Origin of the sequence: Paraglaciecola sp. (genome assembly GCF_030730205.1) — a bacterium.
Taxonomy (GTDB): Bacteria; Pseudomonadota; Gammaproteobacteria; order Enterobacterales; family Alteromonadaceae; genus Paraglaciecola.
Map to the genome: position 1 here is coordinate 1 of NZ_JANQVQ010000172.1, position 18,601 is coordinate 18,601.

At 40.7% G+C, this 18,601-nt stretch carries 22 protein-coding genes; 10 read left to right on the top strand and 12 right to left on the bottom strand.

Features of this window, described 5'->3' with window-relative positions; translation table 11 throughout:
• The 5 genes from NWQ57_RS11625 to proB form a co-directional block, all read right to left on the bottom strand.
• A partial coding sequence (locus NWQ57_RS11625; protein WP_306022316.1) for a hypothetical protein occupies positions 1-296 on the bottom strand: 296 nt, incomplete at its 3' end.
• 45 nt (positions 297-341) lie between these two features.
• On the bottom strand, positions 342-749 hold the full coding sequence (locus NWQ57_RS11630) for a GFA family protein (RefSeq protein WP_306022317.1): 408 nt from the start codon (positions 747-749) through the stop codon (positions 342-344).
• Positions 746-1,222 (bottom strand): HAD family hydrolase, encoded by a 477-nt coding sequence (locus NWQ57_RS11635; protein ID WP_306022318.1) that lies wholly within the window; start codon positions 1,220-1,222, stop codon positions 746-748. The genes NWQ57_RS11630 and NWQ57_RS11635 overlap by 4 nt, the downstream gene beginning before the upstream one ends.
• 14 nt (positions 1,223-1,236) lie before the next feature.
• Positions 1,237-2,487, bottom strand: coding sequence for a glutamate-5-semialdehyde dehydrogenase (locus NWQ57_RS11640; RefSeq protein ID WP_306022319.1), 1,251 nt, complete (start codon positions 2,485-2,487; stop codon positions 1,237-1,239).
• A 72-nt stretch (positions 2,488-2,559) separates the two neighbouring features.
• Positions 2,560-3,654 carry a glutamate 5-kinase gene (gene proB, locus NWQ57_RS11645; protein WP_306022320.1) on the bottom strand — a complete coding sequence of 365 codons (1,095 nt, stop codon included), beginning with the start codon at positions 3,652-3,654 and terminating at the stop codon, positions 2,560-2,562.
• A 272-nt stretch (positions 3,655-3,926) separates the two neighbouring features.
• Between proB and NWQ57_RS11650 the strand changes: the two genes are divergently transcribed.
• From NWQ57_RS11650 to NWQ57_RS11660, 3 genes are all read left to right on the top strand, one after another.
• On the top strand, positions 3,927-6,416 hold the full coding sequence (locus tag NWQ57_RS11650) for a M1 family metallopeptidase (RefSeq protein WP_306022321.1): 2,490 nt from the start codon (positions 3,927-3,929) through the stop codon (positions 6,414-6,416).
• A gap of 5 nt (positions 6,417-6,421) precedes the next feature.
• Positions 6,422-6,937, top strand: coding sequence for a DUF6702 family protein (locus NWQ57_RS11655; RefSeq protein ID WP_372340915.1), 516 nt, complete (start codon positions 6,422-6,424; stop codon positions 6,935-6,937).
• Positions 6,938-7,025: 88 nt separating this feature from the next.
• Complete coding sequence (locus NWQ57_RS11660) at positions 7,026-7,148, top strand: hypothetical protein (protein WP_306022322.1); 123 nt, start codon at positions 7,026-7,028, stop codon at positions 7,146-7,148.
• On the opposite strand, the gene NWQ57_RS11665 is transcribed toward NWQ57_RS11660, so the two are convergent.
• The 3 genes from NWQ57_RS11665 to NWQ57_RS11675 form a co-directional block, all read right to left on the bottom strand.
• Positions 7,145-7,609, bottom strand: a complete 465-nt coding sequence (locus NWQ57_RS11665; protein WP_372340916.1) for a CreA family protein — start codon at positions 7,607-7,609, stop codon at positions 7,145-7,147. The genes NWQ57_RS11660 and NWQ57_RS11665 overlap by 4 nt on opposite strands.
• A gap of 98 nt (positions 7,610-7,707) precedes the next feature.
• Positions 7,708-8,049, bottom strand: coding sequence for a DUF6482 family protein (locus tag NWQ57_RS11670; protein ID WP_306022324.1), 342 nt, complete (start codon positions 8,047-8,049; stop codon positions 7,708-7,710).
• Between the two features lie 24 nt (positions 8,050-8,073).
• Positions 8,074-9,312 carry a sterol desaturase family protein gene (locus NWQ57_RS11675; protein WP_306022325.1) on the bottom strand — a complete coding sequence of 413 codons (1,239 nt, stop codon included), beginning with the start codon at positions 9,310-9,312 and terminating at the stop codon, positions 8,074-8,076.
• Between the two features lie 241 nt (positions 9,313-9,553).
• Between NWQ57_RS11675 and NWQ57_RS11680 the strand changes: the two genes are divergently transcribed.
• The 4 genes from NWQ57_RS11680 (at position 9,554) to NWQ57_RS11695 (ending at position 11,663) form a co-directional block, all read left to right on the top strand.
• The gene (locus NWQ57_RS11680) at positions 9,554-10,372 is read left to right on the top strand and encodes a DUF3014 domain-containing protein (protein ID WP_306022326.1); all 819 of its coding nucleotides are present in this window, start codon (positions 9,554-9,556) and stop codon (positions 10,370-10,372) included.
• 2 nt (positions 10,373-10,374) lie between these two features.
• Positions 10,375-10,923, top strand: a complete 549-nt coding sequence (locus tag NWQ57_RS11685) for a DUF1285 domain-containing protein (RefSeq protein ID WP_306022327.1) — start codon at positions 10,375-10,377, stop codon at positions 10,921-10,923.
• Between the two features lie 86 nt (positions 10,924-11,009).
• Positions 11,010-11,459: a hypothetical protein gene (locus NWQ57_RS11690; protein WP_306022328.1), complete on the top strand. Its 450-nt coding sequence runs from the start codon at positions 11,010-11,012 to the stop codon at positions 11,457-11,459.
• A 21-nt stretch (positions 11,460-11,480) separates the two neighbouring features.
• Positions 11,481-11,663 carry a hypothetical protein gene (locus NWQ57_RS11695; protein ID WP_306022329.1) on the top strand — a complete coding sequence of 61 codons (183 nt, stop codon included), beginning with the start codon at positions 11,481-11,483 and terminating at the stop codon, positions 11,661-11,663.
• Positions 11,664-11,675: 12 nt separating this feature from the next.
• Here NWQ57_RS11695 and tusA read toward each other — a convergent pair whose 3' ends face one another.
• From tusA to rph, 3 genes are read right to left on the bottom strand one after another with little or no spacing between them, the layout of a single operon-like run.
• Positions 11,676-11,930 (bottom strand): sulfurtransferase TusA, encoded by a 255-nt coding sequence (tusA, locus tag NWQ57_RS11700; protein WP_306022330.1) that lies wholly within the window; start codon positions 11,928-11,930, stop codon positions 11,676-11,678.
• A 5-nt stretch (positions 11,931-11,935) separates the two neighbouring features.
• Positions 11,936-12,577, bottom strand: a complete 642-nt coding sequence (gene pyrE, locus NWQ57_RS11705) for an orotate phosphoribosyltransferase (protein WP_306022331.1) — start codon at positions 12,575-12,577, stop codon at positions 11,936-11,938.
• A 29-nt stretch (positions 12,578-12,606) separates the two neighbouring features.
• Positions 12,607-13,320, bottom strand: coding sequence for a ribonuclease PH (rph, locus tag NWQ57_RS11710; protein WP_306022332.1), 714 nt, complete (start codon positions 13,318-13,320; stop codon positions 12,607-12,609).
• 141 nt (positions 13,321-13,461) lie between these two features.
• On the opposite strand from rph, the gene NWQ57_RS11715 reads away from it, so the two are divergent.
• Both NWQ57_RS11715 and NWQ57_RS11720 read left to right on the top strand, forming a co-directional pair.
• Entirely contained in the window at positions 13,462-14,325 is an 864-nt protein-coding gene (locus NWQ57_RS11715; RefSeq protein ID WP_306022333.1) for a YicC/YloC family endoribonuclease, read from the top strand.
• A 369-nt stretch (positions 14,326-14,694) separates the two neighbouring features.
• Entirely contained in the window at positions 14,695-14,877 is a 183-nt protein-coding gene (locus NWQ57_RS11720) for a hypothetical protein (RefSeq protein ID WP_306022334.1), read from the top strand.
• Positions 14,878-14,908: 31 nt separating this feature from the next.
• On the opposite strand, the gene NWQ57_RS11725 is transcribed toward NWQ57_RS11720, so the two are convergent.
• Positions 14,909-15,256 (bottom strand): MGMT family protein, encoded by a 348-nt coding sequence (locus NWQ57_RS11725; RefSeq protein WP_306022335.1) that lies wholly within the window; start codon positions 15,254-15,256, stop codon positions 14,909-14,911.
• A gap of 276 nt (positions 15,257-15,532) precedes the next feature.
• Between NWQ57_RS11725 and NWQ57_RS11730 the strand changes: the two genes are divergently transcribed.
• A complete protein-coding gene (locus tag NWQ57_RS11730) occupies positions 15,533-18,598 on the top strand; it encodes an ATP-binding protein (RefSeq protein WP_306022336.1) in 3,066 nt (1,021 codons plus the stop codon).
• Positions 18,599-18,601 lie beyond the last annotated feature (3 nt).

Genomic DNA, 18,601 nt, shown 5'->3' on the forward strand with positions numbered 1-18,601 from the left:
ACTAACTCAAATTGATCACCTAGTATGGCTCGGTACTTTACTGACCAAAATAAAGCAAAAAAGCAGTGTGCCGTCAGTAGAAAGCCAATCCAAAAATTAACTAAATTAGCCCACTTACGTTTGTGCAAACCGAACCACGCAAGATTTCCAAATAATACCGTGAGTACTAAAATAACAGTGGGAATAATGTAGTGCTTACCAATAATAAAGGTCTGCAACACGGCCACAGCTCCTACACAGGATAGAAGCGCCATTAGCCAGTCAAAGGAGTTATGTAAGGCGAGTTTTTTCTGCATTGTTGTAATTTTCTCTATTTGGTTAGGCTAAGTCCTTAGCCTAACTCATTCTGGAAAGCCAACACAATGCTTTGCCAATAAAGCTGCATCGTACCAAGCAGCTCTTTCGGCCCAAAAGATATTATGGCTTGGCGTTATCGTGGGTTGGTCATCCAAAACGCCTGCAGGCACGATGAGTGCGTTGCCACTTTTATTCACAAAGGGCAAACCACAGCCGCATTGTGCACAAAACACCTTGCTAAAGCTGCGTTTGGGATCATCATAACGTGTGATATTTTCTTCGCCGCTAAACCATTGAATGTTATCAGGCTGAGTGAATAAGTGTGCGACATGAGCTGAGCCAGTTATTTTTTGACATTGTCGGCAGTGACATAAATAAAAACACTTAAACTCGTTCTTTAAACTGAATGTAACTGTGCCGCATAAACAGCTTCCAGCAAGAGTATTACTCATATAAACGCACCAACTTCCCCAAAGTGAACATGTGAGGCTAGCGCAATAGGAATCGGATGTCGATGCGGATTGTACCAAAGGGCTTTTAAACCTGCCGACAAGGCAGGATAAATATCATTTTCTAATGAGTCGCCAATCATGGTGACGTCAGATGCGGTTACATCGAGGTGCCTAAGAATTGCATGAAAATAATGAGTGTCGTTTTTGCCACAGCCTAAATTTTCATAGCAAAACACCTGATCAATATACGCATTTAAACCGGCTTTTTGTAGGGCTTGCCGAATTTGGTTTAGCCCGGAATCACGAGCGTTAGTCGCTAAGTGGCATCGACCTTGTTGAGACAGCCTCTCTACATAAGTTTTAGCACCGGCGATAACATCTAGGCGAGGCCAGTCACACATTGGCCCTGAATAATTGGGGTTATCCACCATAAGGGTATTACCCCAATCAAACAGATAGTGCTTTGTTGTCATGTTGCGTCGATGTATTAAGCGCGTACTTCACCTTCGCCCATTACAATAAACTTCTCTGTAGTAAGTGATTCCGCTCCCATTGGCCCATAAGCATGCAGCTTGCTGGTGGATATCCCAATTTCTGCGCCTAAACCTAATTGCCCACCATCAGAAAAACGAGAAGAGGCGTTCGTCATCACCACTGCTGAGTTAATACGTCGAATAAAAGTTTGAGCTTTGGAGTAGTCTTGCGTTGCGATAACTTCAGTATGGCCTGAACCATAATCCTCAATGTGCTCTATGGCTTGCTCAAAATCGTCTACTACCCGAATAGCAATTTCCATGGCCAAATATTCTGCATGCCAATCGTCTTCAGTGGCTGCGCTGGCACCTTCAAAATAGCCGAGGCTGCGTTCACAAGCATGCACTTTTACCCCATGTTGTGCCATTAAATTCGCGGCTTTAGGTAAGTAGCTCGCAGCAATGTCTTTGTGTACTAATAAGGTTTCTAATGAATTACACGCGCTGGTGCGCTGAGTTTTACCATTTTCCAATAAACTAAGCGCTTTGCTCTCATCTGCCGCATCGTCAACATACAAGTGGCATACGCCTTTAAAATGCTGAATAACAGGAATTCGACTGTTTTCACTGACAAATCGAATCAAGCCTTCACCACCTCGGGGGATTATTAAATCAACATATTGATTGAGGGTCATGAGTTCGTTCATCACTTTACGATCGGTATCAGGCACAACCACTACCGCAGCTGGATCTAAACCGTGTTTTTCTAGTGCTAGTTTAATAGACTCTGCGAGGGCTAAATTAGAATGTAATGCTTCTTTACCGCCTCGTAAAATTACCGCATTACCCGCTTTTAAACACAGCGCCGCGGCATCAATGGTTACATTAGGGCGTGATTCATAGATCATCGCAATGACGCCCAAAGGAATACGCATTTTACCCACTTGGATACCGCTGGGCATGCGTTGAATGTTCGAGATTGCCCCTACAGGATCGGCTTGTGCTGCGATTTCTAAAACGGCATTAGCAATGTCTTTAATACGCTCAGGAGACAGGCTTAGGCGGTCTAACATAGCACTGTCTAAACCGTTGGTTTTACCATCACGTAAATCAATGTCATTGGCGGCTAATATTTGAGACGTTTGTTCAATGAGTGAGTGAGCGATATCGGTCAATAAAGCATTTTTTTGGACTGCTGATAAATTAGCAACCTGACGAGCCGCTTTTTTTGCTAAAGCAGCTGAATGAGAAATAGAAAATGACATATTGTTTCCTTATTTATCGATCTTTTGTCCAACAAGATCATTATTTGAGGTGAGCAGCTGGTGGATTTCACCTTATATCAACACAAGGTCATCTCTATGAACGGCTGCTTCACCGACTGAGTACCCAAGCGTTGTTTCAATTAAACTGCTCTTGAGGCCTTTAATACTGGCCAGATCTGCGGCGTTATATAACACCAGACCTTTTGCTACTACCACTTGATTGCACTCGATATTGACGGCTTCACCCGCCACAAAATTGCCTGCAACGCCAATGATACCTGAAGGCAATAATGATGCTCCTTTGTTTATCAAAGCCTGCTTAGCGCCTTCATCAATGATGATACTACCCTTGGTCTTAAGGCTATGCTTGAGCCAGGCATCGCGAGCTCGCTCTCGACTTTGATTAGGTACAAATAAAGTACCTGGCAATTTGTTAGCGGCTAATTCGTCAAAAACAGCTGCGTTTCGGCCATTTACAATTAGGGTTTGAATACCACTTTTAACGCATTTTTCAGCAGCTTGAATCTTAGTACGCATCCCCCCCGTACCAACACTACTGCCTGCGCCACCAGCGATTTGATAAATTTCAGGCGTAATATCACGCACTTCTTTTATCAGTTTTGCTTGTGGATTACTTCGCGGATCAGCATCGTATAAACCATCAATATCTGAGCAAATAATCAAGGTATCAGCTTCAGCAACTAAAGCTGTATAAGCTGCTAGGTTATCATTATCGCCGACTTTTAGCTCGGCTGTTGCAACAGTATCGTTTTCATTAACTATGGGCAAAGCCTGATTTTTCAACAATTCGCGCAAAGTATTCTTAATATTCACATAACGAGTTCGATTGTGTAAATCGTCAGCAGTCAGCAAAATTTGTGCACAATCAAAGTCAAACATCGAGGCCCAATTGGCCATCATCTGCATTTGGCCGATAGCCGCCATCGCTTGTTTTTCAGCGATAGACGGCCGGTGTTTATGGGCGATTTTACCTCTTCCAGCTGCCACACTGCCTGAGGACACCAAAATCACTTCTTTACCCTTTTTCCGACTCTCGCTAATGAAACGCGCTATGGCGGCTAAATAAAGCGTGCTGCACTGATTATCTGGGGCAATGAGGCTACTACCAACTTTTATTACTGCACGTTTCCACTCAAAGGGGGGCATGATTGTCTCCAATAAAATTTATGCGCTGAGATTACGATAAACCGCCCATTAAACAAGGCCTAGTTGTTATAAGCTATGGTGGAAAATACTGACTCATTTAAACAAATTAAGACATATATCAGGAATAGAGATGCAATCAGTCTTAAAAATAGGGCTTTCGACCGAAAAACCATGCCACTGACAGCTATTTAAATTTATAGTAAGGTGATCGCTATCAGATTATGGCCGCGCCTCGTCTGAACAAAAATTATAACGACTTATCAGGGAACAACATGTTCAATAAATTCTTAAGAGTAACAGTGCTGTCGGTAATAACCGTTTCAGCCTTGGGTTCTTTTGCATCGCAAGCCGCTATCCAACAGACCAAGGGTGATTTTGAAGACAAATTTCGTCAGCTAGATGAAGTACTTCCCACGCCAAACGTCTATCGGAATGCAGCGGGTGAACCTGGCCATAAATACTGGCAACAACGTGTAGACTACAACATTAAAGTCACGTTAGACGAAGAAAAGCGCCGACTTGATGGGGTAGAAACCATTACTTACCACAACAATTCACCCGATACCTTGAAGTATTTGTGGTTGCAACTTGATCAAAATGTTTACCGTCCCGATTCTATGGCGTCAAAAACCAATACCTTTGGCGGTATCGGTAACCGAGGTCCTGCAACGCAATCAGCAAGTAACGATAAACCCGCTCAATTAAGCTTAGGGGCTATTCGACGTCAACATTTTATTGATGACCATGAATTGGGTTACAACATTAAATCAGTAAAAGACAAATCAGGAAAAAGTCTGCACTACGTGATTGTTGGCACTAACATGCGTGTTGATTTGCCCCAACCGTTAAGAACTGGCAAAGAGTTTGATTTTGTTATCGAATTTGGTTTTAACATCGTCGAAGAAGACGCGGTATCAGCTCGCGCGGGTTACGAGCATTTTCCTGATGACGAGCGAGAAGGCGGTAATGACATTTTTTTGTTAGCGCAATGGTATCCTCGTCTACACGCTTACACAGACTATGAAGCATGGACCAATAAAGAGTTTTTAGGGCGGGGCGAATTTACCTTAGAATTTGGTGATTTTGAGGTAGAGATGACCGTTCCAGCTGATCACATTGTCAGCTCAACAGGTACCTTAGAAAATGCTAGTAGCGTATTAACCTCAACACAACGTAAACGCTTAAAAGAAGCTGAAAAAGCAGATCGTATCGTTTTTGTGGTAACTGAAGAAGAAGCCTTAGAAAACGAGAAAGAAGGCACTGACAAGCAAAAAACGTGGAAGTTTAACGCGAAAAACGTTCGTGATTTTTCGTGGGCATCATCGCGTAAATTTATGTGGGATGCCAAAGGCTATGCGCAAGGAGGCTCTGATCAGCCTCTTGTAATGGCGATGTCTTTTTATCCAAAGGAAGGCGGCGATCTATGGAAAAAATATTCTACTGAATCCATCGTACATACCTTAGAGGTCTATTCACGCTTCTCTTTTGATTATCCTTATCCGGTTGCACAGTCAGTCAATGGCCCTGTGGGTGGTATGGAATATCCGATGATTACCTTTAATGGTCCACGTACTGAATTACAAAAAGATGGTTCACGTACGTATTCTCAGTCTGAAAAACGCTTTTTAATTGGCGTTGTTATTCATGAAGTTGGTCATATTTATTTTCCAATGACAGTTAACTCAGATGAACGCCAATGGACTTGGATGGATGAAGGAATTAACAGCTTTTTAGATGGTGTAGCGGGTCGCGAATGGGATCCTACCATTCCTTGGGGTGTTGAACCTCGCGATATCGTTGATTATATGAAAGGCAGTGTTCAAGTACCGATTATGACGCAATCAGACAGCGTATTAAGACTTGGCCCCAATGCCTACACCAAACCTGCCGCAGCGCTTAATATACTGCGTGAAACCATCCTAGGTCGTGAGTTGTTTGATTTTGCCTTTAAAGAATACGCTCAACGTTGGAAGTTTAAACGTCCAACGCCTTCAGATTTCTTCCGTACCATGGAAGAAGCCTCTGGTGTTGATTTAGATTGGTTTTGGCGTGGCTGGTTTTACACCACCGATCATGTTGATATTTCATTAGACAATGTTTACAAATTGCGTCTGGATACAAAAGATCCTGACATCGACTTTGCTCGTGAACGTCAACAAGAATTAGACAAACCTATGTCGTTAACCGACGAGCGCAATAAAGCTGAAGGTATTGAACTTTGGGTTGACCGTTTTGCCGATTTAAAAGATTTCTACGATGACAACGATCGGTTTACTGTGACTAACAAAGAGCGCAACAGCTATCAGAAATTTCTCAAGGACTTAAAACCATGGGAACGTGAAGCCTTTGAACGCGCAGTAAAAGAAGATAAAAATTACTACGTAATGGATTTTTCTAATCTTGGTGGTTTGGTTATGCCGATTATACTGGAGCTAACCTTTGCTGATGGAACAAAAGAAAATCAGTATATTCCAGCTGAAATTTGGCGTCGCTCGGCTAAATCAGTGAGCAAGTTAATTATTACGGATAAAGAAAAAGAATTGGTTAGTGTAACCGTTGACCCTCGCTGGGAAACCGCAGACGTGAACGTAAATAATAACCACTATCCTCGTCAAATTATACCTTCTCGTATCGAAGCGTATAAATCGAAGAAAAGCACCAGTAAAGTGGCTCGCGACATCATGCAAGACATTAAGACTGAGCTGAAAAAAGATGAGGAAAAAGACGAAGATCAATCTAAAGCAGAAGCAGTTGAGCAATAATAATTGTGAAAAATAAGTGCTTAGCGCTAATTTGGGGGACGCTGCTAGTTGCAGCGTCTTCTGTTTATGCGCATCAACAAAAAACCGCCATCAGTACAGTACTGTTTAATCCTAGAAGTAATAACATTGAAATCATGCATCGTTTTGACATTCATGATGCCGAACATGCAGTAAAAGAAATATTTGGCAAAGGTGCAGATATTCTTGACTCAAAAGAGACTCAGCAGCAGTTTAGCGACTATGTCAGTAAACGCTTCTATTTATTTAACAGTAAAAATACACCGCTCCCTTTAAAGTTGGTTGGCTTCGAAAAAGACGGAAAGTTTTTTTGGGTATACCAAGAAACCGAACAACCAACCCAACTCACTAACATGATTATTCGCAATGATGCGCTAAGAGATATCTGGCCACTGCAAGTTAACACCATTAATGTCGAAGGAAAGGGGGATATTCAAACCTTAACTTTTAGCGACTCGGTGGAACTTTTGAGTGTGGAATTTGGTGCTAAACAAGATCATTAAATGCGAATTTGATCTGAATCAAGATCGTAAAATGAGGAAACAATTACACTCTCCTTGAACTGTAAAAACTCATTTAAGGAGAGTTATCATGTTAGATCTTATTTTGCACGACCCCGTTGCTTGGGGCTCAATACTCGGTATTGGCATTGTTTGTTCTATGTGTTGTTACTATGCATATTTGTTTATTCACAACACTAAGTTAAATCGCTAGTCAGCTTTTGGTAGGACGTTATACGCTTGAGTCCCCCACAACGGAACCGTTGACAAGCTGTGTTTGAAACTGCCTGATGTTTCTTTGGTTGAATAAGACACATACATTAAAGTTTGTGATCTGGAATCAAAAACTCGACGAATTTTCATATTCTTAAAAAAGATACTCTTTGATTTTTTGAACACAATTTCGCCGCTGTCAGACAAGTCGATAGCTTTTATCATCTCAGCGGTAATTTCACCTGTTTGACGGCAAGAAATTGAACTATCTGAAGGGTCAGACAAGCTTAAATCAGCTTCAATACTAGCAATATGACAGGTAACGCCTGTTACAATTGGATCAACCATAATATCAAGCTTAATATCTTGGGTAGTAAATATACCTAAAGAGATATCACCTACCTCATTACTATCACACGCACTTAACAGACTCATAAAACCAAGCAGTATTAATTTTTTCATCATATATTCCCTCGATGTTCGCTTTGCATCGGCATAGGCTACCATACTAAAGCGATTTTATGTCCTTGCACACAATAAGATAAGGGTTTGGTAATTGATTAATATGGCTGCTCCATGGAGAAAGGCAATGTACCTAAGTATTGAACAGATTCAGGATTACCGATCATCTCATCATAGGGAGAGTCATGCCGCATTTCTGCCTTCACAACTGTGTAAGGTTCAAATACATCACGAATATGTTGTGAACTATGAAAACGCATAGGACTGGCGTTATCAAAAACCAAACCATTTTGCTCGGCAATCTGTAGTCTTACAAAATACAAATTCATCTCGTAAGACAGTACAGTTAATTTATCGATAACAGTAGTGTGTGGTACTAGTTCTGATAATTGAAATTTAGACTCTTGCATAGATAAACCAGACGTTTGATGGTAATTCATATACCTCATTTTACGCCAGAACGATCACTGCATTTGCGCTTCAGTTGACATCACATGTTGAGTACGCGTGTAAGTAAATTGCAGCCATGCCAACATAATCACACTGGTTAGCAAACTAAAAATGAGGCCCAACATTATCCAAAAGGGTAATACATATACAAAGAGCGCCGAAAGCAAAGACAAATGCTTAAGCCATTCCAACCAAGGTGCCCAAGCTCTATTTTCTAAAATCATTCCCACAGAAAAACTAGCAAACAACACCCAAAATACTATTCCAATCTGCTGATACGTGGCTAAGGAGTTGATATTCAATAGCAACAGTAATCCGATACACGTAGTTAAGCTATGTTGAACTAAACAATAGATCTTGCTTAACAGTGAAATACTAATATCAAATTTTTGAAATTGCTTTAAGTCAGTCTTAACAATAGGAAAGGCTTGGCTCACATCAGCAGGCCGCCAGCCAGTTCGACCAAACCATACTCGACACTTATCAGACAATTTTTTGGTGTGCCAACTGTCTCGACAAAGCTGTGCATAGACCTGCACATTAGCATACAAGGGATTCCAACTTTTTAACGAACCTCGGATACCAAAGATAACAGGATCCGTTGCCAACTCTTCTTGAAATGTACCAAATAGCCGATCCCACAGAATGAACACACCACCATAGTTTTTATCAATATACACAGCGTTTTGCGCGTGATGAACACGATGATTTGAAGGGCTAACAAATATCAACTCAAACCAACCTAGTTTCGGCACATGCCGCGTGTGAACCCAGAATTGATAAATAAGATTAAGTGCTCCGACAGAGATTAATAATAAGGGTTCGACTCCCAGAATGGCTAAAGGTAGATAAAAAACCCAACTCAAAAAACTGCTACTTGACTGCCTTAATGCCGTCGTCAGGTTATATTCTTCACTGGAGTGATGAACAACGTGGGCTGCCCATAACATGCTTATTTCGTGACCAAAACGATGGTTCCAGTAGTAACAAAAGTCGTATAGAACAAAAACCGAGAGCCAGATTATGAAGGTATCAGGGAGTGTCAGCAGTGCATAATTTTCATAAATTACTACATAAATTGTAAAGGGAACCATCGCTTTAACTATGTCCAACATGCGACTTAGTACACCGGCACTGAGGCTAACAATCGCATCGTTTATTCGGTAATAATGTGTTTGCCGTACTTTCTCTAATAGGAGCTCTACCCCTATCAGCAGAAAGAAAAACGGCACTGCATATAAAATATAATTCATTTCTACACCTAACTACGCTTATGACCAAATAGTCCATACTAGCAACTTAAGCAGTTTATGCTGACTAACAAAGAGCGTCCAGCGCAATGTTAACAATACGTTAACGATTATCGATGGTGTTTTTTAAAAGACTTGGAAATAATTGGAACCAAATCTAAGTGAACTTGCCATATCATTTTGTAGTGATTTTAAGTAGTCTAGATATTCAATTTTTCAACAATTGAACATGAAAGGAGACATCATGGAAACCGAAAATGGTAAATCATTAGTACCTCATTTTGCGATTGGGGCGATTGTAATAGTTGTCATTTTAGTTGTTATTTTTTGGCCTTCTGAGCCAGAGCCAGTGATTTCTGAAGTGACTCCTCCCGCCATGGTGCAAGCCGAGCCCGAACGTCAGATTGAAGAAACGCCTCAAATAGTGACAGTTGATGACGAACCAGTCGTGCAGGAAGATGAACCCGAGCCATTGCCCATCCCTGAGCCAAAACCATTGGATACAAGTGACGGCACGGTAAAAACAAAATTGCTGCAATTATCTGACTATGATTCATTGGCCCGCTTAATTGTTGACGACGCTTTATTAAAAAGATTTGTTGTTATGACCTATACCTTAGCGGATGAAACGATAGCGGCGAACAATCGGGTTTTAGTTCAACCAGACAAGCCATTCCGAACCTTTCAACAAGCTGATAAACAATGGATCGATCCCGCCAGTTACAAGCGCTACACCCCTTATGTTGACGCTCTCACTTCAATAGACAGTACTTCACTATTGGAGTTGTACGCTGAATACAAACCGGCATTAGATAGTATTTTTGCTGAGATTAGCGGTCCATCAGAGAATTTTAACGATAAATTGGCCGAGGCCATTAACGTGTTACTCGATACGCCTGAGGTGCCAGTACCTGTTGAAGTATACAATGACAGCGTGATGTTAAAATTTGCTGATCCTCAGTTAGAGGCCTTAACAGCACCGCAAAAACAATTGTTGCGTACCGGGCCAGAAAATATGCGCAGAATAAAAGCAAAATTGCGAGAAATTAAAGAGGCACTGTAAAAATGGCTGATTTTGACCTTGCAAAGTTGCAACATGAAATAGCCACTCAGGATGCCAAATTGCCACCTGTAGAAAAATGGGATCCTCCCTTTTGTGGTGATATTGACATGGAAGTTAAGCATGACGGAAGCTGGCATTACATGGGAACACCTATTTCTCGACCCGCCTTAGTCAAAATGTTTGCCAGTGTGATAAAACGAGAAAACGACAATTATTTTCTCGTTACACCGGTTGAAAAAGTAGGTATTAAAGTTATTGATAGCCCATTTTTGATCACTCAATGGCAACAACAAAGTGGCGACATCATTTTTACCACAAATCTTGAAGACAGCTTTGTACTCGGGTCAAGTCATCCAATAAAACTAATGTACGATAGAGTCAATAACGAGCTTTTACCTTATGCACTGGTGAGAAGAAATTTATGGGCCAGATTACATCAAAACGTCTTTTACCAACTTGCTCAGTTGGGTAAAGAAACCCTCATCGACAACGATGTCCATTTAGTCATTGAAAGCGGTGGACAATCCTTCAGTTTAGGGAAATGCACGTAGTCTGAACGCGAAGACATAAAAACAAAAACAGTTATTGATAATGATTCTCATTTGCGTTAGATTAAATTTAACCAAGGAGAACTATTATGACGACTCGCTTTTTATGCCCCAATCATCGCCACTGGCTGCAATCTAACCCGAAAGCTGCTATTGCACATTTGTCTGATACTCAAGATACTGGGCAGTGGTATCGAGAGCAGGGTTTGTGGTCACAAGCTCTACCTTACTTAGGCTGCGCTTTTGAAACCGCAGAAATAGTGCTAAATACATCAACTAAAAATCAAGCAACAGCAGTGATTACTTTTACTTCTTGCGCCGTTTTGTTAGGTGATACATGGCATAAATTAGGAGAACTTGGGCTGAGTCGGCAAGCTTTTCAGTCAGCCCAACAACGTTTAATTCCCGAGCTCAGCCTTTATCAGCAGCAGTCAGAGATACAGGCTTGTATTACAGATTGTATTCAGGCTTTAGCGAAAGGTATGGAAGTATCTTCATCGCGCTTTAATCTAAGTTATGAGGCTCGCATGCGCCACTAACGTGCATATGGGGGATTGATCATGTCTACGTTGAACAACGCTCAGCAACTTGAGCAAGATGATTTTCTAGATATTCAAATTAAGGTTGCAGTGTTAGCCAAATTGCTTCAACAGCAAAAGCTATGCGCCGAAGATTTGCATTGTCAGAATCATCAACACAAACACATTTTACTTAACCTACTGTTAGAAGCGGTGAAGGTTTAGATAAAAGGCCGCTTAGCGACCTTTTTGAATAACATAACGGTAAGGACTTTGCTTGATATCGGTGGCAATTAGCTGATGTTCCATAAAACGGCAAAAACTCGGAACATCGCGGGTAGTTGAGTGATCATCGGCAATCACTAACAGCGTTTGTCCGACTGACATTTCACGAATTTTTAAGCGAACCATCATTACCGGCTCTGGGCAACGCAAGCCGGTAGCATCAAGTTGAAAATCTGTATTAGAAAACCTAGTATTTACTTCAAGCATAAAACTTAAATACCGTAGGTTTGGCGGTACTGTTTAATGTTAATTAAATGCTCATCCAAATCGGGACGGTCGGCTAAATAGCTAATCAAATCATCCAAACTTATAATACTCACCACTTTGGTTGCAAAGTCGCGCTCCACCTCTTGAATAGCAGATAACTCGCCCTGACCTCGCTCCTGACGGTCAAGAGCAATCAATACACCGGCTAGTTGAGCATTGTTTGCAGCAATGAGTTGCATAGACTCCCTAATCGCCGTACCCGCAGTGATGACATCATCCACCAGCATGATTTTACCCACCAATGGACTCCCAACTAAATTGCCACCTTCACCGTGAGTTTTCGCCTCTTTTCGATTGAAGCAGTAAGGAACATCAACACCATGCTTATCCGCCAAGGCCACTGCCGTTGTGGTGGCAATCGGAATACCTTTATATGCAGGGCCAAATAGTACGTCATATTCAATCCCTGAGCGCTGTAGAGCCTGAGCATAAAACTGACCAAGCTTGGCTAAATCTCCACCGGTATTAAACAGGCCAGCATTAAAAAAATAGGGGCTGGTTCGCCCAGACTTCAAAATAAATTGACCAAATTTTAAGACACTTCGCGCTACGGCAAATTCAATAAAATCGCGCTGATAATCCTGCATACCAACTCCTACTTTTAGTTCTCGTTCACTCAGTTAAGTGCAGACTTTTGCTCATCAAATAATTCACGCAAGCCTTGTTTAGCCAGCTCCAACATTTCTTGAAGTTCATCAAAACTAAAAGGTTCTGCTTCAGCCGTACCTTGCACTTCAATGAGTTTACCTGTGTCTGTCATCACGATATTCATGTCGGTTTCAGCATCTGAATCTTCGATATACTCAAGATCAGCCACCGCGTTACCTTTGTAGATACCTACCGAAAGTGCTGCGATCATATGTTTAATTGGATTGGTTTTAATAATACCTTTGCTGCGCATCCAAGTTAGTGCATCAACTAACGCAACACACGCACCGGTGATTGAAGCCGTACGAGTTCCACCGTCAGCCTGAATAACATCACAATCAACCACGATGGTGTTTTCACCTAATAGCTTCAGATCTACTGCAGCACGCAAAGAACGAGCGATTAAACGTTGGATTTCAAGGGTACGGCCACCTTGTTTGCCGCGGGCCGCCTCGCGATCTGAGCGGGTATGTGTGGCTCTTGGTAACATACTATATTCTGCAGTGACCCATCCCTTTCCTTGGCCTTTCATAAAACGCGGTACCCCTTCGGTTACAGAGGCATTGCACAAAACTTTAGTATTGCCAAACTCAATTAAAACAGAGCCTTCAGCGTGACAGGTGTAATGACGAGTGATGGTTACGGGACGAATTTGACTTGCTGTTCTGCCACTTGGACGCATGTGGAACTCCATTTAGATAATTAAGCGAATTATACCCATAAAGCGTCTTGGGTGGGTGAAAAAATACAGCCTTGAGTATTATTTGCTGCTAAAGCAAACAACAAGGTTATAATGCCACCATCTAAGTTGTAGGGAATTATCATGATTTATAGTATGACCGCTTTCGCTCGCCGAGAGTGCAAAGCAAAGTGGGGCACTGCCGTATGGGAAATCCGCTCTGTTAATCAACGATTTTTAGAAACCTTTTTCAGATTACCTGAACAATTCAAAAGCATGGAACCGCTGCTCCGGGAACGTTTCAGAGCAAAGCTCCAGCGCGGTAAAATAGAGTGTTCGCTCCGCTTTATCGCCAATGATGCCGCCGTTGGTAAGCTGAGTATTAACGAAGATCTAGCCAAACAAATTATGCAAGCAGCAGAATGGGTGCAAAATCAAGGGCAAACAAGTGGGGTTAACCCTGTGGACGTGCTGAGATGGCCTGGTGTTATAGCTGCAGAAGAAACCGATATGGATGCTATTCAAGCCGAAATATTGGCTGAATTTGATCTTACCTTGCAAGACTTTATTGCAAGCCGTGCGACTGAAGGTAGCAATCTAAAAGCCCTTATTGAACAGCGTTTAGACAATATCAGCGCTGAAGTCGTTAAAGTGACAGCTCACATGCCCGAGGTCATTAAATGGCAACGAGAAAAGATACTAACACGCTTTGAAGAAGCAAAAATTGATCTAGACCCTAGCCGGATAGAACAAGAGATGATTATGCTCGCGCAAAAAGTGGACGTTGCTGAAGAGCTCGACCGCTTAAATTCACACATAGGTGAAACCCATAAAATACTGAAAAAGGGCGGGGCGGTAGGCCGTCGCTTGGATTTTATGATGCAAGAATTTAATCGAGAATCTAACACTCTGGGTTCGAAATCAATCAATAGCGATATCACCCAATCAGCAGTTGAATTAAAAGTATTAATCGAACAAATGCGCGAGCAGATCGCCAATATTGAATAATAAAGGTTTATGGCGCTTCTAATTTAGAAGCGCCTGAATCTCCTACCAAAACATTTCGCTGGCAATTAATACACCACCTCACTTGTCAAAGAATCTTACGATACAACAAGTACATTGAATGTTTTTTGTACACACCAACATCTAGTAATGAATTAAACGGCCGACAGGATTGCTATATCCAACTAGCCAGTAAGTTTTACTAAGAACAATGTCAAAATAATTTACATGCAGGTAGTTTAAAAAGGCAATGTAATACTAATATGTTGAAATATATCAATTTAATTTTTTGGATTGATTTATGCAGGACCTGTTTAGTTAGTCTAGTTTTTTAGCTGTGGGAATAATTTCCTTGATGTTTAAGGTGATAATATGTCTTGTTTAACACGAAATTTGCAAAACCAACTTTGTCGTTATTTACAAAAAAACAGCGCTGAGTTTTTTAATCAGGATCCCGAGGGGGTCAGGGTCGCTTTGGTGAGTAAGGGAGTATGCCCCTCCGATGTGACAACGGATCAAGTTAGACTCATTTTAAAACAGGCAGAGAGCCGTTAAATAAAATTTGCTTAATGACGCTAACACCGATTTAAAAACGTAGTTTAATAAGCATCTCAGTCAGATTTGGTTGCCATTGAAAAACCTTGAGATTAACTCGGTAGTTTATAACGGCAACATTTTCTTCAAGTAGCAAGTCGCGCTGAGTATCAGCATCAGAAGACCCCGAAGGAAAAGCAATTTGTCCGTTTGAGCGTAGAACTCGGTGCCAGTTTACTTTGAGATTTTTAGGTGCAAGTCCTAATGCTTTTCCTACCAAACGAGCGCTACCAGGTAAGCCTGCTAAATCAGCGATTTGCCCATAGGTCGCAACTGTACCAAAAGGAATACACTGCACCGTTAGCCATATTTTATTATATTTGCTGCTCGCGTTTACCATTTCGCCGCGTTACCTTCTGTCGATCAAGGGAAAAAACTTACTAATAACAATCAGTTAGATCAAACATTTTTTGCGATAATTTTTGGTATTTTGCGCTATTAATAACGCGGCGAATTAGGTAAGAAAAAATCTCTTATATTCTTTTTGAAATTAGCCTTGCTTATGGCATGCTTGAGCCATTATTTTGGATCCGCGTAGTTTTAACATAACTTTTCTGTGTTACACAAAAACAAGTTGTGGGTATAAACACTATAGCTAGACTGATGTTGGTGTTTTTTGACTTTTTTTCGCTTTTATTTTTTGGTTTTTTCGACTGTTTTTTTTAGTATTTTTACGGTTTGCCACGCTGGCAATCAATCTGTCCCCCACTTCAATTTATCTGAAATTGGGCAAACGGATATCAGTAATCGTTTACCTTTTTACAGTGTTAATTCTGAAAAACATTCAACACCCACATCACTACCAGAACTTAACAGATTACTCAGCCGATTAGAGCCACATAAAAAGACAAACGCTCTTGGGGATACTTATTTAACAGTATTTACATTAGTTAATGATGGCGACCAAACCGCTTGGTTCATTTACCCTTTTGGCTCAGTTGTTGAACACATAAACGTCTCTATTTTTAACCATTTCCCCTTCAATTCAAAGGCCCAAACAATCTCAACGGGGCAGCTTGAATTAAATTCACAAGATTTTCACTATGGCGTTCCTATTACCTTAGATAAGGGGCACAGCATAACCGTGCTCATGCTATTTAAAAGTGAGTATTTTTTTGCTCCTATCAAAATCCAAATCAGAGCTTTAAATGAATTGAGTCAACAATTTAATATTGAAAACGTCATCATGTTGCTGTGTTTGGGCGTGTGTATGGCATTAGCAGTTTATAATTTTTTCATATTCTTTGTGGTAAGACAGTATCAATATCTCAACTACGCGCTTGCAACCTTTTGTTTTGCTCTCGGCTGGGCGAGTATTTTTGGTCTACCTGAGCATCTTGGCTTAGGAGTTTCAACCGCATTGCTGATGTCTAGTTTTATACTGGGAGCTGTTTTCTATAGTTTATTTTTTATTCAGTTACTCAAAATGCACGAAACCTCTGCTAAAACGGCATTTATATTGAAGGCCGTGGCATTACTTTGTATTCCAACAGTATTTATTGCCGCCTACAATCCAGGAATCGGATTATATTTAGCCTCTGTATCGACCTCTGTTGTTATGTTTATAGGCTTATATGTAGGGGCAATAGCCTGGTACAGAGGATCAATAACAGCGTGTTACTTTACCTGTGCTTTATTGGCTGTTTTAGCGCCTAATGCCGTTGGTAACTTTATCAACCTAGGCTTATTACCTTCATACAACTTAAATATCTATTTAATGGGTTTAATAGGAAATAGTCTTGAAACCTTGCTGTTTGCTTTTGCTATATCGGTAAAGGTAAGAGAAGTGGCTATTCGAAATTTAGACTTAACACTAAACCTTGAAAAAACAGTTGAACAAAGGACAAACGAACTTAAACAACTGAATAAGGAACTTGAGCAAAGCAATATTGAATTAGTCGAGGCAAGTTTAGCCAAAGGACGTTTCTTGGCTTCAATGAGCCATGAGATACGTACCCCATTAACTTCAATCATTGGCTATTCAGATGGGATATTATTGGGCGATATTGATAAAGCCGAACAAGACAGGGTGATAAAGATTATTGGCGACAATGGCAGTCATTTACTCAGTGTTATCAATGATATTTTAGATCTCAGTAAAATTGAGGCTAATAAGTTAGACTTTGAATTTATTCCTACCTCGCTTTTTTCTATATTAGGACAAATAGAGTCGGTTGTAGGAACACGAGCTCGAGACAAAGGTTTAGCATTTCACATTGACTATCAGTTTCCACTTCCCTCGGAAATTCTGATCGATCCTACCCGGCTGAAGCAGATTTTATTTAATTTAACCAATAATGCGATTAAATTTACCGAGCATGGCTTCGTTGGTTTAACGGTAAAAACTGAAGAGCAAGCTTTAGTTATTATTATTAGTGATTCAGGGGAGGGTATAGCACCGTCACATTTAGATAAACTTTTTGAACCCTTTACCCAGGCTGATGTTTCGATTAATCGTCGTTTAGGTGGAACCGGCCTTGGTTTAAGTATATCTAAACGGCTGGCATTAGGCTTAGGGGGTGACATTCAGGTAAAAAGTGCACCTCGAAAAGGTTCTAGTTTTACCTTGTCGTTTACGCTACGTGAAACCCTAAATACCATATGGATTTCATCAGTAGGTGAAATTTGCCTCGCTAAGCCTGAGGGTAAGTCTGCTCCCGATAACTTACCTGACTTCAACGGCACACGTGTACTGTTAGCCGACGATCATGCTAATAATCGTGAGTTAATCACTATTATGTTAAAACGCATGAATATCAGTGTTGTGGATGTTGAAAATGGCGAACAAGTTCTAGAAGCACTTTTTTATCAAAAATTTGACCTTATTTTGTTAGATATCCATATGCCCAAAATGGACGGATTAGTTGCTCTTCAAAAAATCAAAGCATTGGGGAATATAACCCCAGTCGTAGCGTTAACTGCAAATAGTATGAATCATGAAGTTCAGTATTATTTGCGATTAGGTTTTAATGATCATTTAGCCAAGCCGATATCTAGAACGCAGTTTATCGACGTACTAAGTCGATATTTATCTATATCTAACTCAGTGCAACCTTTAATAAACCGCAATGACATGTTGGCGTTAACCCGAGATTATCAAAACGATTTAAGAATACAGTTAAGTAAGTTTGAGGCAGCTCGGAAAACAAAAGATATTAAAAAAATTCAGCTTTTGGCTCATAGAATAAGTGGTTCAGCCAGTTCTTTTGGCTTTGATTTACTCGGAAAAGAATACGCTGAATTGGAATATAGTGCTACACAAGAAGATGAGTTAGCTGTAACCCGAGAATTACCGAGAATTATGCGTTTAACTCGGCAATGTATTGATTTACCTTTAGTTGATATACCTCTTGGTATCACCAATCACAGTAACAGCATAGAGCAGCTCTTAAAGGCCTTAAGTCAATTGAGCAACGACATTGACAACTATCTCAGTCATTTTCAACTAAGCTTAACTGAGGGTGCTGTCAGCAGTACTTTAATAGCGATAACGGAACTAAAATTTAAACTCGATCAATGTGGTTTGTATGCCGCGAAAGTCACCTTAGAAGAGTTAGAAACTCTATTAAAAAATGACATTGTCGATAATGCGAAATCCACCTTACTCGTTATCGAACTAGATAATCAATTCAGAGCACTAAGGAACTTCCTTGTTTCAACAAGTGCTAAAAATAGGACGTAATAC